Origin of the sequence: Saprospira grandis (assembly GCF_027594745.1) — a bacterium.
Classification (GTDB): Bacteria; Bacteroidota; Bacteroidia; order Chitinophagales; family Saprospiraceae; genus Saprospira; species Saprospira grandis.
This window is the reverse complement of the sequence record NZ_CP110854.1, coordinates 1,465,146-1,481,807: the sequence shown is the minus strand read 5'-3', so window position 1 is coordinate 1,481,807 and position 16,662 is coordinate 1,465,146. Positions and strand designations below refer to the sequence as shown.

Sequence of the window (16,662 nt, the reverse complement as noted above, 5' to 3'; positions counted from 1 at the left end):
AGGATGAGCGGCCTAGCGATGTGCAGCAGTGGCGCGCAGCGCCAGACCAAGGCGGCAAAGCCGCCGCAGGGCCGAGCGAATAGCGAGCTGCGGAACGTAGCGCCCGCCGCAGGCGGGAGGCCCCAAAAAAGAAGCCCCAGCTAAAAACTAGCTGAGGCTTTTATCATTTAGTTATCTTTTTGAAAAAAGAACACCACATAATCAAAAATGGCTTCTCGTTTTAGGCGTTTATGTTCTAAACGGCTGGGCGAAAAGGCCTGAAGGGCCTGCAAATAATGCTGCAATTGATGTTGTTGTGGGTGAAGAATATCGCCGGGCAGGGCCTTAAAAATAGGGTAGAGCCAGGGGTGGCGATGCACATCCGTAGACAAAATCAATTGGCCGCCGGGGGCCAGAGAATCGATTAGATTTTGCAGGCAGCGCTCCCAATTTTGCACATGGTTAATGGCATTGAGGCAAAAGATGCTAGAAAATTGCTTGGGCCGTACAAACTCCTCCAAAGCTTGGTTAATGAATTCCGTATTGGGATAATCATTTGTTTGGAAATGGGGGAGTTTGCTTGCATACTGATTAAAAAGTGGATCGACAGCCGTGATGGCAGCATCCTCTTGCAGCAGGCAAAAAATACCTGCGGGGCCCGCCCCAGCGTCTAGGATAGGGCCATGCAGATGCAGCGGAAAATCGGTTTGGAGATCTTGGAGAAAATTGCTCCAATAGTTCCGTTTCCAATTTAGGTAATCTGTAGGTTGTTTTTTGGCCAAATACCGTTGCCACCAGCGGATTTCGGCGGCCTGTGCAATTTTCCAGCGAATACTCATTACATGCCTTTTTGAGTAGAAAGATAGAGCTCATTAACAAAGCGGAAGAAGGTATTTAGGGCATTTTCCTCTTTGTTTTCGAGTTCCCAGGTCATTTCTTGGAGAATATAAGGGGCATTTTTTGGCTTATAGGTATGTACGCTCATATCTTTGAGGCCTTTGGCAAAGCGTTTCATTTCCTTGAGTTCGCGTTCAGAAAACGTATTGGGTTTGAGGCTATTGACGCGATCGACTAGAGCGATAGCATTTTCGGGAGAGAAGAAAATGGTTTGATTATCATTTTTGAGGTAAGCCTTGTGCTTGCTGTCCATTTTCTTATACTTCTTGCCATTGATGAGGCGATCTTTATCGCTACCAAAGAGGAGCAGATTGCCATCTAGGACCAAATAGAACTTAGGGCTTTGGGGCAGGCTAATTTCGTACTTATTGCTTTTGATTTTTGTGGCAAAGCCTAAAATCTCTACAATCTCGATTAGGTTGAGAATATCTTTTTTGTTGCCATAAGAAGCGCCCACTACAAAATTGGGGAGAGGTTCTTCTACTTCCCGCTCTACCATTTCATAATTGTCACTTTCTTCGTTATAGACATAATCCTTATCGACATACTTCTGCATAGACAGGCCATTAAAGGCAATAAAAAGGTCGCCTTTTAGGAAATTGAAGCTGGCTTTTTCATCAATAAAGATTTCCATAAACTTGAACAGGCGCTCGACGATATCGCTTTGGGGGCCAGCTTTTTTCTGGGCCAGTTTCTTGAGGCCCTCATAAGTACCTTCGGGGCTAAAATGCGTATAGGTATAGAAAACGGTATTTTGGCCATCGAGGTAATTGAGCACCTTCGTATTGGCCTTACTATTGGCAATATCGCTATAGAGGTTAATATAATCCTGATTGCCATAAAACTTAGATTCGGCTACAATTTTCCCTTTTTCTAGAGAGAGGTCCATTCCTGCATAAAGGTCGCCATACATACTGAGCATAAGAGGCATAATTTCTCGCATAAACATAGCGGCTTCTCGACCCAGTTCTCGGTTGAGGCCTTCGGCGCTTTGGGCATACAGCCGCATAAAGCGTTCATAATTGAGCCAAGCGCCCATATCGCGGACCGTTGCCTCCCAGTCATTATATACCTTGAGGTTATTTAGGCTCTCTTGGCTATCCATATTGATTGTCTGCTGAAACATATCAAACTGCTTCATGTAGTTCATCTCTTGGCTTTCGGGAGCAAAGAAATTTTCGGGAGTAGAGGCAAAAATAAACAAGACCTTAGCGTTCCAGGCCAAGCTAAACCCCTGCACTTGCAGCCAGTTGTAGCCATCTTTTTGGCTTTTGTTTTTCAGTTCTTCCTCCTTAAAAAGGGCCTTACAGACGGCCTCAAACTTTTGGGCATCGGCTAGGGGGGCAATTAGTTGCGCCTTAACCTCCGTCCCATAGTCCATATTGATATCACTATTAAAGAGGAAGTAGCTGTTCTGCTCTAGGTTGATGCCTAGCTTTTGGGGGTTTTGAAAAAGGTCTTTAAAGAAATCGGGTTCATTGGCGCCCATAGCGGAGCCAAAGCCTCTAGAAAACTCCTTGATAGCGGGATATTCCTGCACCTCGCTCCAATTGGCCTTATTGCTTAGGTTTTGGGGGCGCAAAACAAAGGTATACATAGCGTCCTGACTAACATATTGCAGGAGCTCACTGCTCTGTGCCCAACTCAACTGAGCCAAGCAGACAAAGAGAAAAGGATAGTTTTTTTCATGGGTTGCTATTAAAATAATAATGAAGAATAATTTTTTGTTGGTTTTGGGGCCTCCGCTGCGGCTTCGCCTTGCGGCGGTTACTCCCTTCGGTCGTCGAACTGCGCCCTAAAGGGCTTGTTGTCGTTTCGGGGCTCGCTGCTGTTTTGGGGCCTCCGCTGCGGCTTCGCCTTGCGGCGCTACGTTTCGGGGCTCGCAGGTCTGCTCGGCCCTTCGCTTTTTCGCTTTGCTCAAAAGCTCGGTCTGGCCTTCGGCCCCCCCTGCACATCGCTAGGCCAGGCCAGCGCTGGGCAAAAATACGGAAGAAGAGCGCAAAACTAGCCATATTTGACAAGAACCCGCCTGCTCTTTTCAAATGAGTTCATTAGACTAATTCTAATTGTTCATAAAGCGCTCTTGTTTTCTTGCAGTCTTAAGCTTTTTTTAAGAAATTGCAGCCCTAAAATTAGTTCCGCTTAGGGAGCTAGCCCTCAGCATTAATTTAAGACTTTTCTTTTAGCCCTGCTATATATATAGTATAGGGGCAGAAAAATAGCTTTAGCATCTGGCTTCTGGCTTTTTTTAGGGCCAAGAACTGGAGCTAAAAATAGAAAAAGAGGCAAAACTTAGCCTTAAGAGCGCTGAATTAGCTGCTTTTCTAAAAAAATAAAACCGCAAGTCTGTTAAAGAAAATAGGGCAAAACTGACAGAAGGCCCCATAAAAAGTAGCTGTTTAGGCAGTTAGAGAAAGCTTAATGCTTTGGCTAGTTTAGACCAAATCTAAATAACTTGGACTCTTTATAAACATTTTGGAAATGTTAAGCAACATTGTAAATTTGCGCACAAAGCGACAATGCGGTTTTTTGACAAAAAATTGACAGAAATGATATATCAAAACTTAGTACGCTACTTTTCCCTTGCGTTCCTGTTTTTGGCCCTTTCGTTAGGGGCGCAGGCGCAAGATGCCAAGCATGGTAAGGAATTATTCTTGGCGAACTGTGCCTCTTGTCACAACGCCAACATGAAGGACAATGCGACTGGTCCTGCCCTAGGCGATGTGGAGGCCCGTTGGGCCGAATTTCCGCAAGAAGAGCTTTATGCTTGGATTCGGAACTCTCAGGGCTTAATTGCCGATAATTCAGCAGCCTCTCAAGCCTATGCCGCTGATTTGTACAAAAAGTGGGGGTCAGTGATGACACCTTTCCCTGCTTTGACAGATGCCGACATCCAAGACATGTTGGTTTACATCCAAAACAAATATGAGTTTGGTTGTGATTCTCCTCCCTGTGTAACGGCTGTTGCCGAAGGAGGCAATGAAGGACCTGCCAAAGAGGAAGACTCTAGTACAGGGATCATCTTGATTATCTTGGCCGTTGTTTTGGCTTTGAGTACAGTCTTCTTGGCTCGTTACATCAACAACCTAAATCGTTTGGCTGCCCAGAAAACTGGTGGAGAGCCTGTGGCCAGCAAATCATTCTTGCAAATCGTTCTCAATCCTACAATTGTTCGTTTGTTGATTTTTGCTTTGGTGATTTTTGGTGGCTATACTACGGTAAACAATGCGATCAACTTGGGCCGTCAGCAAAACTATGCGCCCGAGCAGCCTATTAAGTTTTCTCATGCTTTGCATGCAGGTAAAAATGGCATCGATTGTCAGTACTGCCACGATGGCGCTCGCCGCTCTAAGCATGCGGTAATTCCTGCTATGAACACTTGTATGAACTGCCACACTGCAGTGAAAAAAGGACCAGAGCATGGAACAGCAGAAATCTTGAAGATTTATGCTTCTACTGGATTCAACCCCATTTCTATCGAAACTCCTCAGTATGGCGCTTACTTTAGCGATACAGTAAGTTTAGAAAGCCGTTTGGCCGTATATGAAAAATGGCTAAAAGCTTCTAATGAGGGCATGGCAGAAGGCGACATCAAAGCGCAATTGGCTGCTGTACCTCAGTTCATTGAGACTTCAGAAGATAGCAAATTGGTAAATACTAAGCCGGTAAGCTGGATTCGTATTCACAACCTTCCCGATCATGTTTACTTCAATCACTCTCAGCACGTAACTGCGGGTAAAGTAGAGTGTCAGGATTGCCATGGTGCGGTAGAGGAAATGGCTGTAGTAAAACAGCATGCTCCTCTTTCTATGGGATGGTGTGTAAACTGTCACCGTCAGACCAAGGTGAAGTTTGACGAAAATGCCTACTATCAGGCCGATTACTACAAGCAGTACGAAGAGTACCACAAAGAGATTCAAGAAGGCGGTGTAACCGTAGAAGAAATCGGTGGTCTTGAGTGTCAGAAGTGTCACTACTAGCATAAGATACAACAGGAGGTTGGGCCAGAGGGCTCAACTTTCTGCTGTTGTTTGAGTAAATACTAATTAGCAAAATTCTGGGAGCAATCCCGTACAACATATTTTATCTTCAAGCGATATGAGCAAACAGGAGAATACTAACAAGGTTTGGGTTAGTGTAGAAGATTTGACCCAAGATGCTGAGTTTATCAAAGCACAGCAAAATGAGTTTCCTGCATCGGAAGAGCAGACGGAGGGCGAGGGCCCTAGCCGTCGTGATTTTTTGAAATACGTAGGTTTTGGATTGGGAGCAGCTACTTTAGCTAGCTGTGAAATCCCCGTAAAACGGGCCATTCCTTATTTGGTAAAGCCCGAGGAAATTGTTCCTGGTGTGGCTACCTATTATGCCTCTACCTTTGTTAATGGTGGAGACTGTGTACCCGTTCTAGTAAAAACTAGAGAGGGTCGTCCAATTAAAATTGAAGGGCATCCTAATGCCTTTACTCAAGGCGGAACTTCTGCGCGTTCGCAGGCTTCCGTTTTGGACCTATATGATACCAATCGCATCAAGTCTGCCGGAAAGGTAGCTGGCGATAAGTACGAAGAAATGAGCTGGACTGCCTTGGATAAAGAGGCCAAGAAAGCTTTGTCTGCTGCTTCTAAAGTAGCTATCGTTTCTCATACTGTACTCAGCCCTTCTTTGGAGCGCGCTATTGCTGACTTCAAAGCAACTTATGCTGGTGCTGAGCATATCCAATACGATCCTTTTTCTTCTTCTGCTTTGCTAGAAGCCAATAAGGAGATGTATGGCAAATCTGCTATTCCTAACTACCGTTTCGATCAGGCCAAATGTATTGTTGGTATTGATTGTGACTTCCTAGGGACTTGGATCTCTCCTGTAGAGTTCAATGTAGATTATGCGAAGAGCCGTAAGCAAAACTTTTCTATGAAAACCTTTGTAGACAGCGATGGCGCTGTTGCTGATAAGGTAGAAAAGGAAATGAGCGTACATATTCAGTTTGAGGGACATATGTCTATGACTGGATCTAATGCTGATCACCGTGTACTGATTAAGCCTTCTGAGCAAGCTATGGCCGTTAAGGCACTTTATAATGAAGTAGCTGCACTAACAGGCAACTCTGGCGGAGCGGCTTCTGCTAAGTTTAGCTGGGCCAAGGCCAATAAAGCCATTAAGAGCACAGCCAAGAAATTGGTTGCTGCCGCTAAAACTGGCGCTTTGGTAGTTTGCGGAATCAATGATGTGAACATCCAAAAAGTAGTTAACGGAATCAATGAGATGTTGGGTGCCTATGGCAAAACGATCATCTGGAGCGGCTACTCTAAGCAACGCAAAGGAAATGATACTAGCATCAAAAATTTGGTGAACAACTTGGGTAACTATGATGCAGTGATCGTAATGGGCGCTAACCCTGCTTATGATTTGCCTGCTTTGGCTGCTCAGTTTGCTACTGCTTTGAAAAAATTGACAGAAGCTAAGAAATTTACAGTAGCCTTTAATGCTGCTTTAGATGAAACTGCTGCTCTTTGTCAGTATGTTGCTCCTGATCATCATTATCTAGAGGCTTGGGGCGATGTTAACCCCAAACAAGGCGAGTACTACATCGTACAACCCACCATTAACCCCTTGTTCAAAACACGTGCAGCAGGTCAGACACTATTGACTTGGGCCGGTAAAGCCATGAAAGGCGAACAGCCTTACTTTGAATATATCAAAGCATTCTGGACCAGCGAGTTGTTTGCTGCTCAGAACCGCTTTATGACTAAAGCTTCTTTCTGGACCAATGTACTGCATGACGGTATGTTGAAGCTCTCTAACCCCGATGCCGCTCCTGGCATTAAGGCGACTGTAGCTGCTGCTCCTGTAGAAGAAGCCAAAGAAGGAGAAGAAACTACAGTAACTGCAGTGCCTACTCCTAGCGAAAAAGAAGAAACTGTAGAAGAAGAAGTTGCTCCTGTAGCAAGCAGTGGCGCTTTGAGCATCGCTCAATCTGCTTTGTCTAGCTTGTCTGAGAAGAGCAGCGATGCCCTAGAGGCCATTTTCTACGAAACAGTAGCCCTTGGTTCTGGTCAGTATGCCAACAACCCTTGGTTGCAAGAAATGCCTGATCCCGTAATGCGTACCACTTGGGATAACTTTATTGCAATTCCTGTAAAATGGAATGGCGATAACGATTATACAACGCCTTACGATAACATGAAAGATGGGGATATCGCTGAGATTAAAATTGGCGAAAACACTTATCAGTTGCCTGTTATCCGTCAGTTTGGTTTGCATCCCCAAACCATTGCTATTGCATTGGGTTATGGTCGCACAAAAGCTGGAAAAGCGGGTAGCCTAGTCGGTAAGAACCTCTTCCCTGAGTGTAAAAACTTTACTTATAGCTCTGCTAGCGTAAGTGCTCCTACTAAGGTGGGCCGCGACTCGCAGTTTGCTTGTGTGCAAATGCACCATACTTACGGTTTGACCTCTAAGGATGAATCTGGAAAAACTATCGTTGATGAGTCTACTGGCAAGCCCTTTAATGTGGATGAGCAGGTATTGGGCCACCGTGGTTTCCAAGGTTCACTAACCAACCGCTCTGTATTCTTCCAATCTTCAGCTAAAGATCTTAAGTCTGGCCTAAAAGAGCTACACGCTAAGCGTAAGAGCTACCAGCACTTAAATGAAAAAGGCCTTTATCCCGATAGAAACGAGGTATATGGTACTGGTCACTGGTGGGCTATGTCTATCGACTTGAACGCCTGTACAGGTTGTGGTGCTTGTACCGTAGCTTGTATGGCAGAAAACAACGTTCCTGTTGTTGGTAAGTTTGAGGTGTCTAAGGCACACGAAATGACTTGGTTGCGTATTGACCGCTACTACTACGGCGATGAAGAGACACCCAATACGGCTTATATGCCTATGATGTGTCAGCACTGTGACAATGCTCCTTGTGAGAACGTTTGTCCTGTAGCTGCAACCAACCACAGTTCTGAAGGTTTGAACCAGATGACTTACAACCGTTGTATTGGTACTCGTTACTGTGCCAACAACTGTCCTTATAAAGTACGTCGTTTCAACTGGTTGGACTACACTTCTGCCGATACATTTGCTTTGAACGAAGTAGACATGAACCGCGGAATGGAGAACGATGAGTACTATACTTACATGACGGATAACCTTACTCGTATGGTCCTCAACCCTGATGTGACTGTTCGCTCAAGAGGTGTTATTGAGAAGTGTAGCTTCTGTGTACAACGTTTGCAAGAGGCTAAATTGACTGCAAAAGTAGAAGGCCGCCGCCTTATGGATGGCGATGTAAAAGTAGCTTGTCAGGCTGCTTGTCCTACTGGCGCTATTGCTTTTGGAGACCGCAACGACAAAGAAAGCCAAGTAGTTGCTTGGATGGAATCTGCTCGTGGTTACCTCGCCTTGGAAGAAGTAAACGTTCGTTCTGCTGTCACCTACTTGATGAAGGTGCAGAATACAGATGTGAACTTCGCTTAATTTTAGAATAAAGAATCGTCTATTATCATAAAATCAAACTCTTATGAGCTCAGTTGTATCAGATATTCGCCCACCATTAGTAATGGGCAATAAGACATATCATCAGATTACTGAGGATATCTGTTCCCCAACGGAGGAGTTGCCCAATGGTAAATGGGTAATGCTCTTGTTGGGCGCTTTGGGGCTACTCGCCTTTGGTGGTTTGGCCTTGTTTGTTACCATCTGGTTTGGGATTGGTAGCTGGTACCTTAACCGTACTGTAGGTTGGGGTTGGGATATTACCAACTTTGTATGGTGGGTAGGTATCGGTCACGCCGGTACACTTATCTCGGCCATCTTGTTACTTTTCCGCCAAAAATGGCGTACGGGGGTAAACCGTGCTGCAGAGGCGATGACCATTTTTGCCGTAATTTGTGCGGCGCTCTTCCCGGGTATTCACATGGGACGTATTTGGTTGGCCTTCTTCGTTTTCCCTTATCCTAACACACGTGGTCCTTTGTGGGTAAACTTCAACTCGCCACTCCTTTGGGATGTATTCGCTATCTCTACTTACTTTACTGTATCGCTTTTGTTCTGGTACATGGGATTGATTCCTGACTTCGCTACTATTCGCGACCGTGCCAAGGGCTTCCGTAAGCGTATCTATAACTTTGCCTCTTTTGGTTGGACTGGTTCTGCCAAGCACTGGCAACGTTGGGAGGCTATGGCTTTGGTTCTTTCTGGACTAGCTACTCCTCTTGTACTTTCTGTACACACCATTGTATCTTTTGACTTTGCTACCTCTGTTGTACCTGGATGGCATACCACGATTTTCCCTCCCTACTTTGTAGCGGGTGCGATCTTCTCTGGTTTTGCGATGGTACAAACCCTAATGATCCTAACGTCAATTGCTTTGCCTCAGCTGAAAGACTATATTACGCTTCAGCACATTGAGTCAATGAATAAGGTAATTGTTTTGACGGGTTCAATTGTAGGTGTAGCTTACTTGACTGAGCTGTTCATCGCTTGGTACTCTGGTTATATTTATGAGCAGTTTGCTTTCTATAACCGTGCATTAGGTCCTTACTGGTGGTCTTACTTCGCTATGATGACTTGTAACGTAATCACACCTCAGTTTTTCTGGGTGAAGCGCATGCGCCGAAGTGTTTTGGTTACTTTCATCCTTTCTATTGTAGTAAATATCGGGATGTGGTTCGAGCGTTTCGTTATTATTGCAACAACCCTACACCGTGACTTCTTGCCTTCTAGCTGGAGCTACTACTCTCCTTCTTGGGTAGAGGTTGGGGTATACCTCTTCACTTTTGGCCTCTTTGGTGTACTTTACCTCATTTTCATGCGTGTCGCTCCTGTTGTAGCTATCGCCGAGGTGAAATCTATCTTGAAGAGCTCTGGTGATCAGTATTGTGGTGAAAACATGCACCAACATGAAACTGCTGAAGAACTAAGCAGCGAAGCCTAATCCTTTAACCTTTGAATGACCTACTGCCCCCAAAAAGGGGGCAGACCAAAATAAAGCTGATGAAACAGTTGAATAAAACTATCCTCTACGGTCTATACACAGATGAAGAAGTGCTGATGGACGCTGTTAGAGATATCCGTGAAGAGGGGAACGAGATCTGGGATGTTTTTACTCCCTTTCCCGTACACGGTCTAGACCCCGTTTTGGGCCTTAAAGAATCGCGCTTGCATATTGCAGGTTTTGTTTATGGCCTCTTTGGTGCCTTGACCGCCTTTGGATTTATGACTTGGACGCTCACTAGAGATTGGCCCATCATTTTTGGTGGTAAGCCTTATTTCTCTGCGCCCTCTTTTATTCCGATCACTTTTGAGTTTACTGTACTCATGGCTGCTGTCGGAATGGTAATCACTTTTTACTTGGTTTGTGGCCTAGGCCCTGGCGTAACTAATCCTTACCTCGATCCTCGTATTACCGATGACCATTTCTGTATCGCCTTTGATGTGACCAATATGTCTGAGGAACAACGCCAAGCCCTAGAAGCTAAACTCCTTAGCACTGGTGCCTGCGAGCAACCCAAGATCAAAAATATCTAATAACTTCATCTCACCCTTCTATACGTGATTGACATGAAATTACCTAATCTATACTTCTTCGCAGCTATTGCCCTTTCAGCTTTCTTCCTCGGAAGCTGTGGCAAGTCTGGAGGTGAGTTTGCTGGTTATGAGTATATGCCCGATATGGGCCACTCTATTGCCTATGAAGCAAACGTAAATACGTACTACCGCTTTAATACGCACTCTTCTGAAGAAGAGTATCACGAATTTGCCAAACCTCGCAAACCTGTTGCTGGTACTGTACCCTTTAATGCAACAGCTACTACGCCCGGCGGCGCTTCTGAGTTTACTTTTCCCGTCTATGCTTTTGATAATACAGAGGCAGGACGCAATGAAGCCATGAAGGCAATTACAGAAAATCCCCTCAAAGCCAAAAATGAGGAAGACCTCAAGAAAATCTTGGCCAAAGGAGAGGAGCTTTATGTAGTATACTGCGCTTCTTGCCATGGGGAAGAAGGCGACGGAAACGGCCAACTATGGAATAGCGGCGATGGGCCCTACCCCAACGCCCCCGCCAACTACATGACTGATGACCTCAAAAATGCTACCGATGGCCGCTACTATCACGCCATTATGCACGGTAAAGGGGTGATGCTTTCTCATGCCGATAAACTAAGCCATGATGAGCGCTGGATGGTGATCCACTATATCCGTAGCTTGCAAGCCGAAAAATATGACTTGCCTACCGCTAATGGCCAAAATAAAGTAGCTACTCCCGACGCCGAAGATACTGAGGCCGAAGCAGCAGCCACTGAAGAAGAAAACAAATAAGGGTTAGTGATGACTAACTTCAGATTGAATCAAAACTATTGACTAAACCTATAGAAACTGATAACTAATGGGTGCGCATCACAACCACGCAATTCAGGATAACCCTCAGTTTGTCTTTGATGGGAAACTAAAAATGATCACCGCGATCATGACTCTCATCGGAGCAATTAGCCTTGGGGTTACTTACTTTACGGATGGCGACTATGGACATGTCCGCTTCTGGACCAACTTGCTCCATAATACAGCCTTCTTTACCGGTATTGCTTTCGCTTCGCTTTTCTTTTTGTCTACTCACGTAGTAGCCTGGGGCGGATGGCAAACTATTTTTAAACGAGTGCCTGAGGCCATGATGATGTTCATGCCTGTTGGCCTCATCTTTTTTGCACTTATTGCTGCAGGCGTTTATATGGACGCTGAAGGAACTGACTATCTTTACCTCTGGAGCGATGAAACCGCTCTAGCTGAAGATCACTTGGTCGTGCATAAGTCTGCTTTCCTTAACCCCTTCAATTATGTACTCACTTTGGTGGTGCTTGGGGTATGGACTCTTTTCGCTATGATGATCCGCAGATTGTCTCTAGAACAAGATGGCGATCGCTCTTTGCGCAAGGTGAACTATGAAAAAATTCACATGTGGTCAGCTATTTTCTTGCCTATCGCTGGTTTCTCTAGCGCTTATGCTATCTGGCAGTGGGTGATGTCTGTAGATGTTCACTGGTATAGTACGCTCTTCGCTTGGTATGCTACCGTAAGTGTTTGGGTAAGCGCAATTTGTATCATCTTTTTGCTCATCCTTTTCTTGCAGAGCCGCGGCCATATGCAGTACTTCACTAAGGAGCACACGCATGACCTCGGTAAGTATATCTTCGGATTTAGCGTATTCTGGACCTACCTTTGGTTCTCGCAGTTCCTCCTCATTTGGTATGCAAATAACGGGGAAGAAACACAATACTTCGACCTTCGTTTCGATCAGTTTCCCGCTGTTTTCTACCTCAATATCCTACTCAACTTTATCCTGCCTTTCTTCATCCTTATGATGAACAATTCTAAGCGCGCTAAAGGTACTTTGGCCCTTGTTGCAGTGATCGTTTTGCTAGGCCACTGGGTAGATTATTTCCAAATGATTAAGCCTGGTGTTTGGCACAACTGGGAGCATGCTCAACATGCTGGCCACGGTCATGGCGACGATCATGGACATGGCGAAGAAGGGCATGATGCTCATGGTGATCTCCTTCACCTCAACCAAGCTCCTAAGGCTGTACTTACGGCTAACCCTCAGCATGGCGATGATGCTCATGGGGAGGAAGGACATACAGAAGAAGCTCCAGCAACTACAGAAAATGATTCTGCTACTGCTGCCGAAACTACTGCTCCTGCCGAAGCGCATGCTCATGATACAGAAGACGCGCATGCTACTGCTCATGGAGAAGAGGCGCATACAGAAGAAGCTCATGCCGAGCACCCCACTCAATTTGTAATGGGAATTCACTTTCCTGGCCTTCTAGAGCTAGGAACAATGATTGGCTTTTTGGGCTTGTTCCTATTTGTTACTTTCCAAGTATTGTCTGGTGCCTCTTTGATGCCTAAGAACGATCCTTATGTAGACGAAAGTAAGCATCACCACGTTTGGTACGATCTCTAGGATACTGATAATTTGGGGCCTGCGGGCTAGCGCCCGCCGCTATGTTTCAGGGCTCGCAGGTCTGCTCGGCCCTGCGGGCGGCCAAGGCCGCCCTAGGTCGGCGGCTATGCCGCCCCCTTTCACAGCGCTAGGCCGTTAAGCCGCTTTGCGGCTGATGGCCGGGCCGCTTTGGTCCAATTAAACGGTTTTGCAGGCGCGGAGCGCCGCAGGCCTAGCGACTGGAGCAGGGCGGCGAAGCCGCAGACCGAGGCGCTGCAAGCGCCGAAGGGCCGAGCAGACTTGCGAGCTGCGAAAGGCAGCGCCGCAGCTTGCTGCGGAGGCCCCAAAATAGTCTTAGATTGGCAAGAAAAAAGTTCCTGATTTTTAGACTTTTTAACAATTTAAAAAGATTCTAAAGATTAGTTCTTTGCGAGGGGCGTTAATCAATCTTTTGGCCTCTTTTGTTATATTTGCGAAGTAAATAATATTATTGGCAGCTATTAGCTGCAGAAAAACCTATAGAACATGACTTGGCTTCTACTCATTATCATCGTTCTCGCTGCTGTCTTTATCGTACAGATCGGTAGAGCGCGCGAACTAGCCTCTGTAGTAAGAGGTGAAAAGGCGGAGGAGTTTGAACGAAACAACTTTCATGCAGGGCTAGGAATGGTCTTCATGATTGGCTTTCTCCTTACTTGTATTGTATCGTTTATTTATTACATCCCTTATTTGTTGGGTTGGGGACCGAATACGGCGGCGTCGTTGCATGGTCCTATGGTAGATAGCGTATTTAATACGACTTTGTTCTTTACGTCTATTGTATTTTTTGGTTGTCAGTTTGCGCTTTTCTTCTTTGCATGGAAGTTTAGAGGGCAGAAGGGCCGTCGGGCCAAGTACTGGGCACATGATGATCGTTTGGAGATGATCTGGATGCTTGTACCTGCTATTATCATGACCTTTTTGGTGGTGAGTGGTTTGCAGGCTTGGAACGAAATCATGGCGGATGTTACTCCTGAGGAAGTAGCTGGAGAGGATTATATGGAGATTGAGGCAACTGGGATGCAGTTTGCTTGGTTGCTCCGTTATCCTGGCCGTGACCAAAAGCTAGGAACAAAGCATTTTACAAAAATTGACGGGACTAACCCATTGGGTCAGGACTGGACGGATAAGAAAAACATTGATGATTTCCATCCTAGTGAAATCGTTTTGCCTGTAGGTAAGAAGGTGCGTGTGCGGATCAATTCTAGAGACGTACTGCACAACTTCTACCTTCCTCAGTTCCGTGTAAAAATGGATGCTGTACCTGGTATGCCTACTTATTTTGTCTTTACGCCTGTAGTTACATCTGACTCTATGCGTAATCGTTATAAGAACTATGACAACTGGAATATTCCTGATAAGCAGAACCCCGATAAGAAACGTTGGGAAGCTTTTGAGTACGAATTGGCTTGTGCAGAGCTTTGTGGCCGTGGTCACTACTCTATGCGCCGTGTACTTAAGGTAGTTACTGAAGAGGAATATGCCGAATGGTTTGACGGTATCGAGTCAACTTCTCACTACTTGAACAATGTTCGTGGTACAGATAAAGATCCGTTTAAGGATGTAGCAAAAGGACAGCTTGAGTTTGAACAACTATTGGCGCAAAAAGAGATCGTTAAAGCAGAATTGGCTAGCTTGCAAGAAGCAATGGCTGCCGCTGCTGGCGCTAGCTTGAGCAAAATGGAAGAAGCAGAGGCTAAAGTATTGGCCGCTTTGAAAATTGCTCGTACTACTTTGGATGTAGATGCTGCTAAAAAAGCAGCTGCTGATGCTAAAGCCGCAACGATGAGCGTTTTGGCTCAACCTGAGCCTATTGAGGCCCCTGTTATTGATTCTGTGACTACGGACACAGTATCTGAAGAGCAGCCTTCTTAGTTTTAAAAACACTTGTTCACTATTTTATAAATTACCTTCTTATGGCTGATATCAATATCACAGAAAAGGAACTGCACGCTCCACAGGGTGGAGACGGGCACGGACACGGCCATGATGATCACCATCACGGTGATAAGTACCAATCGTCTTTTATTGATCGTTATTTGTTTAGCATGGACCACAAGACCATTGCAAAACAGTTTTTGATCACGGGGATGTTTTGGGCCGTCATTGGGGCTGCGATGTCTGTTATTTTCCGTTTGCAATTGGGTTTTCCTGATGCAGACTTGTCTTGGCTACAACCCTTGCTCGGGGGCTGGATCGATGTAGATCCCGCTTCTGGAAAAGGAACCTTGAGCCCTGACTTTTACTATGCTTTGGTGACCATGCACGGTACCATCATTGTATTTTTTGTACTTACTGCTGGATTATCGGGTACGTTCTCGAACTTACTTATTCCATTGCAGATTGGAGCCCGAGATATGGCTTCGCCACTGATGAACATGCTTTCTTACTGGTTCTTCTTTTTGGCTGGTGTAATTATGTTTATCTCTTTGTTCTTGAATACAGGTCCCTTCTCTGGGGGATGGGTAGCCTACCCTCCGCTTAGTGCACTACCACAGGCTTCTGACGGATCTAAAGCGGGTATGACGCTTTGGTTGTTGGCGCTTGTTTTCTTTGTAGTCTCTACGCTTTTGGGAGGTATCAACTATATCTCTACGATCTTGAACATGCGTACTAAGGGAATGACTATGTTCCGTATGCCTTTGACAATTTGGGCTTTCTTGCTCACTGCTGTTTTGGGTCTACTTTCTTTCCCTGTAGTTACTTCTGGTTTCTTTATGTTGATGATGGACCGTATGCTCGGTACTAGCTTCTTCCTAGATGAAATCTATGTAGCTGGTGAAGCATTGACAGATAGAGTAGGGGGTAACGCCATTTTGTATCAGCATTTGTTCTGGTTCTTGGGTCACCCTGAGGTATATATCATTATCTTGCCTGCGATGGGATTGGTTTCAGAGGTACTTTCTGTACATGCTCGTAAGCCGATCTTTGGTTACAAGGCTATGGTTTTCTCTATCCTAGGTATTGGTGTACTTTCATTCCTAGTATGGGCTCACCATATGTATGTTAGTGGTCTGAACCCCTTCATCTCTAATATCTTTGTACTCTTTACTTTGATCATTGCTGTACCTTCAGCGGTAAAAGTATTTAACTGGATTGCAACGGTATGGGGTGGTAACATGCGCTATAACTCAGCTTCTTTGTTCTCTATTGGTTTTGTATCGCTCTTTATCTCTGGTGGTTTGACGGGTATCTTCTTGGGTAACGCCACAATTGATATGCAACAGCACGATACTTACTTCGTAGTTGCTCACTTCCACACAGTAATGGGTGTAGCTGCTTTCTTTGGTATGTTCTCTGGAATCTACCACTGGTTCCCTACGATGTTTGGTCGTTATATGAACGAAACCTTGGGACAAATTCACTACTGGGGTACTTTGATTACTGCTTATGCCGTATTTGGTCCTATGCACTATCAAGGGATGGCTGGTATTCCTCGTCGTTACTACTCTTTCGACACTTTCCAAGCCTTTAACCAGTTTGATACGATGAACCAGGTGATTACTATTGCCGCAATCGTTGCCTTCTTCCTACAGATTCTGTTTATCATTAACTTCTTTTACTCTATCTACAAAGGAAGAAAGCAAACCGAACAAAACCCTTGGGGTGGAACTACACTAGAGTGGACTGTTCCTATCAACCCCGGTCATGGAAACTGGGATGGACCTATCCCTGAAGTTCACCGCTGGCCTTATGACATCAGCCGTTACGAAGATCGTGAATTCGTAATGCAGAATGAGCCTCTAGCAGAGGGTGAAGTAGATGGAGGACATTAGTCTTCCTGATAATGATCTATTCTAAATCAAGATTGATAT

General features: G+C 45.3%; 10 protein-coding genes. 8 read left to right on the top strand and 2 right to left on the bottom strand.

Features of this window, described 5'->3' with window-relative positions; translation table 11 throughout:
- Positions 1-167: 167 nt before the first annotated feature.
- Positions 168-818 carry a class I SAM-dependent methyltransferase gene (locus OP864_RS05840; protein ID WP_270100336.1) on the bottom strand — a complete coding sequence of 217 codons (651 nt, stop codon included), beginning with the start codon at positions 816-818 and terminating at the stop codon, positions 168-170.
- The gene (locus OP864_RS05835; RefSeq protein ID WP_270100335.1) at positions 818-2,473 is read right to left on the bottom strand and encodes a DUF4836 family protein; all 1,656 of its coding nucleotides are present in this window, start codon (positions 2,471-2,473) and stop codon (positions 818-820) included. The genes OP864_RS05840 and OP864_RS05835 overlap by 1 nt, the downstream gene beginning before the upstream one ends.
- 952 nt (positions 2,474-3,425) lie before the next feature.
- Here OP864_RS05835 and OP864_RS05830 point away from each other — a divergent pair.
- The 8 genes from OP864_RS05830 (at position 3,426) to OP864_RS05795 (ending at position 16,623) form a co-directional block, all read left to right on the top strand.
- Entirely contained in the window at positions 3,426-4,856 is a 1,431-nt protein-coding gene (locus OP864_RS05830; protein ID WP_270100334.1) for a c-type cytochrome, read from the top strand.
- Positions 4,857-4,974: 118 nt separating this feature from the next.
- Positions 4,975-8,343, top strand: coding sequence for a TAT-variant-translocated molybdopterin oxidoreductase (locus OP864_RS05825; protein WP_270100333.1), 3,369 nt, complete (start codon positions 4,975-4,977; stop codon positions 8,341-8,343).
- Positions 8,344-8,386: 43 nt separating this feature from the next.
- Positions 8,387-9,802 (top strand): NrfD/PsrC family molybdoenzyme membrane anchor subunit, encoded by a 1,416-nt coding sequence (gene nrfD / locus OP864_RS05820; protein ID WP_015691884.1) that lies wholly within the window; start codon positions 8,387-8,389, stop codon positions 9,800-9,802.
- Positions 9,803-9,861: 59 nt separating this feature from the next.
- Positions 9,862-10,395, top strand: coding sequence for a DUF3341 domain-containing protein (locus OP864_RS05815; protein ID WP_015691883.1), 534 nt, complete (start codon positions 9,862-9,864; stop codon positions 10,393-10,395).
- A 33-nt stretch (positions 10,396-10,428) separates the two neighbouring features.
- Positions 10,429-11,187 carry a c-type cytochrome gene (locus tag OP864_RS05810; RefSeq protein WP_270100332.1) on the top strand — a complete coding sequence of 253 codons (759 nt, stop codon included), beginning with the start codon at positions 10,429-10,431 and terminating at the stop codon, positions 11,185-11,187.
- A 67-nt stretch (positions 11,188-11,254) separates the two neighbouring features.
- The gene (locus tag OP864_RS05805; protein WP_270100331.1) at positions 11,255-12,829 is read left to right on the top strand and encodes a hypothetical protein; all 1,575 of its coding nucleotides are present in this window, start codon (positions 11,255-11,257) and stop codon (positions 12,827-12,829) included.
- Between the two features lie 504 nt (positions 12,830-13,333).
- Positions 13,334-14,722: a cytochrome c oxidase subunit II transmembrane domain-containing protein gene (locus OP864_RS05800; RefSeq protein ID WP_270100330.1), complete on the top strand. Its 1,389-nt coding sequence runs from the start codon at positions 13,334-13,336 to the stop codon at positions 14,720-14,722.
- 41 nt (positions 14,723-14,763) lie between these two features.
- Complete coding sequence (locus OP864_RS05795; RefSeq protein ID WP_270100329.1) at positions 14,764-16,623, top strand: cytochrome c oxidase subunit I; 1,860 nt, start codon at positions 14,764-14,766, stop codon at positions 16,621-16,623.
- The last annotated feature ends 39 nt before the right edge of the window (positions 16,624-16,662 follow it).

Bases quoted from the DNA above. Each gene is read 5' to 3' on its own strand.
- OP864_RS05840 (WP_270100336.1), bottom strand. From the start codon at position 818: ATGAGTATTCGCTGGAAAATTGCACAGGCCGCCGAAATCCGCTGGTGG.
- OP864_RS05835 (WP_270100335.1), bottom strand. From the start codon at position 2,473: ATGTATACCTTTGTTTTGCGCCCCCAAAACCTAAGCAATAAGGCCAAT.
- OP864_RS05830 (WP_270100334.1), top strand. From the start codon at position 3,426: ATGATATATCAAAACTTAGTACGCTACTTTTCCCTTGCGTTCCTGTTT.
- OP864_RS05825 (WP_270100333.1), top strand. From the start codon at position 4,975: ATGAGCAAACAGGAGAATACTAACAAGGTTTGGGTTAGTGTAGAAGAT.
- nrfD (WP_015691884.1), top strand. From the start codon at position 8,387: ATGAGCTCAGTTGTATCAGATATTCGCCCACCATTAGTAATGGGCAAT.
- OP864_RS05815 (WP_015691883.1), top strand. From the start codon at position 9,862: ATGAAACAGTTGAATAAAACTATCCTCTACGGTCTATACACAGATGAA.
- OP864_RS05810 (WP_270100332.1), top strand. From the start codon at position 10,429: ATGAAATTACCTAATCTATACTTCTTCGCAGCTATTGCCCTTTCAGCT.
- OP864_RS05805 (WP_270100331.1), top strand. From the start codon at position 11,255: ATGGGTGCGCATCACAACCACGCAATTCAGGATAACCCTCAGTTTGTC.
- OP864_RS05800 (WP_270100330.1), top strand. From the start codon at position 13,334: ATGACTTGGCTTCTACTCATTATCATCGTTCTCGCTGCTGTCTTTATC.
- OP864_RS05795 (WP_270100329.1), top strand. From the start codon at position 14,764: ATGGCTGATATCAATATCACAGAAAAGGAACTGCACGCTCCACAGGGT.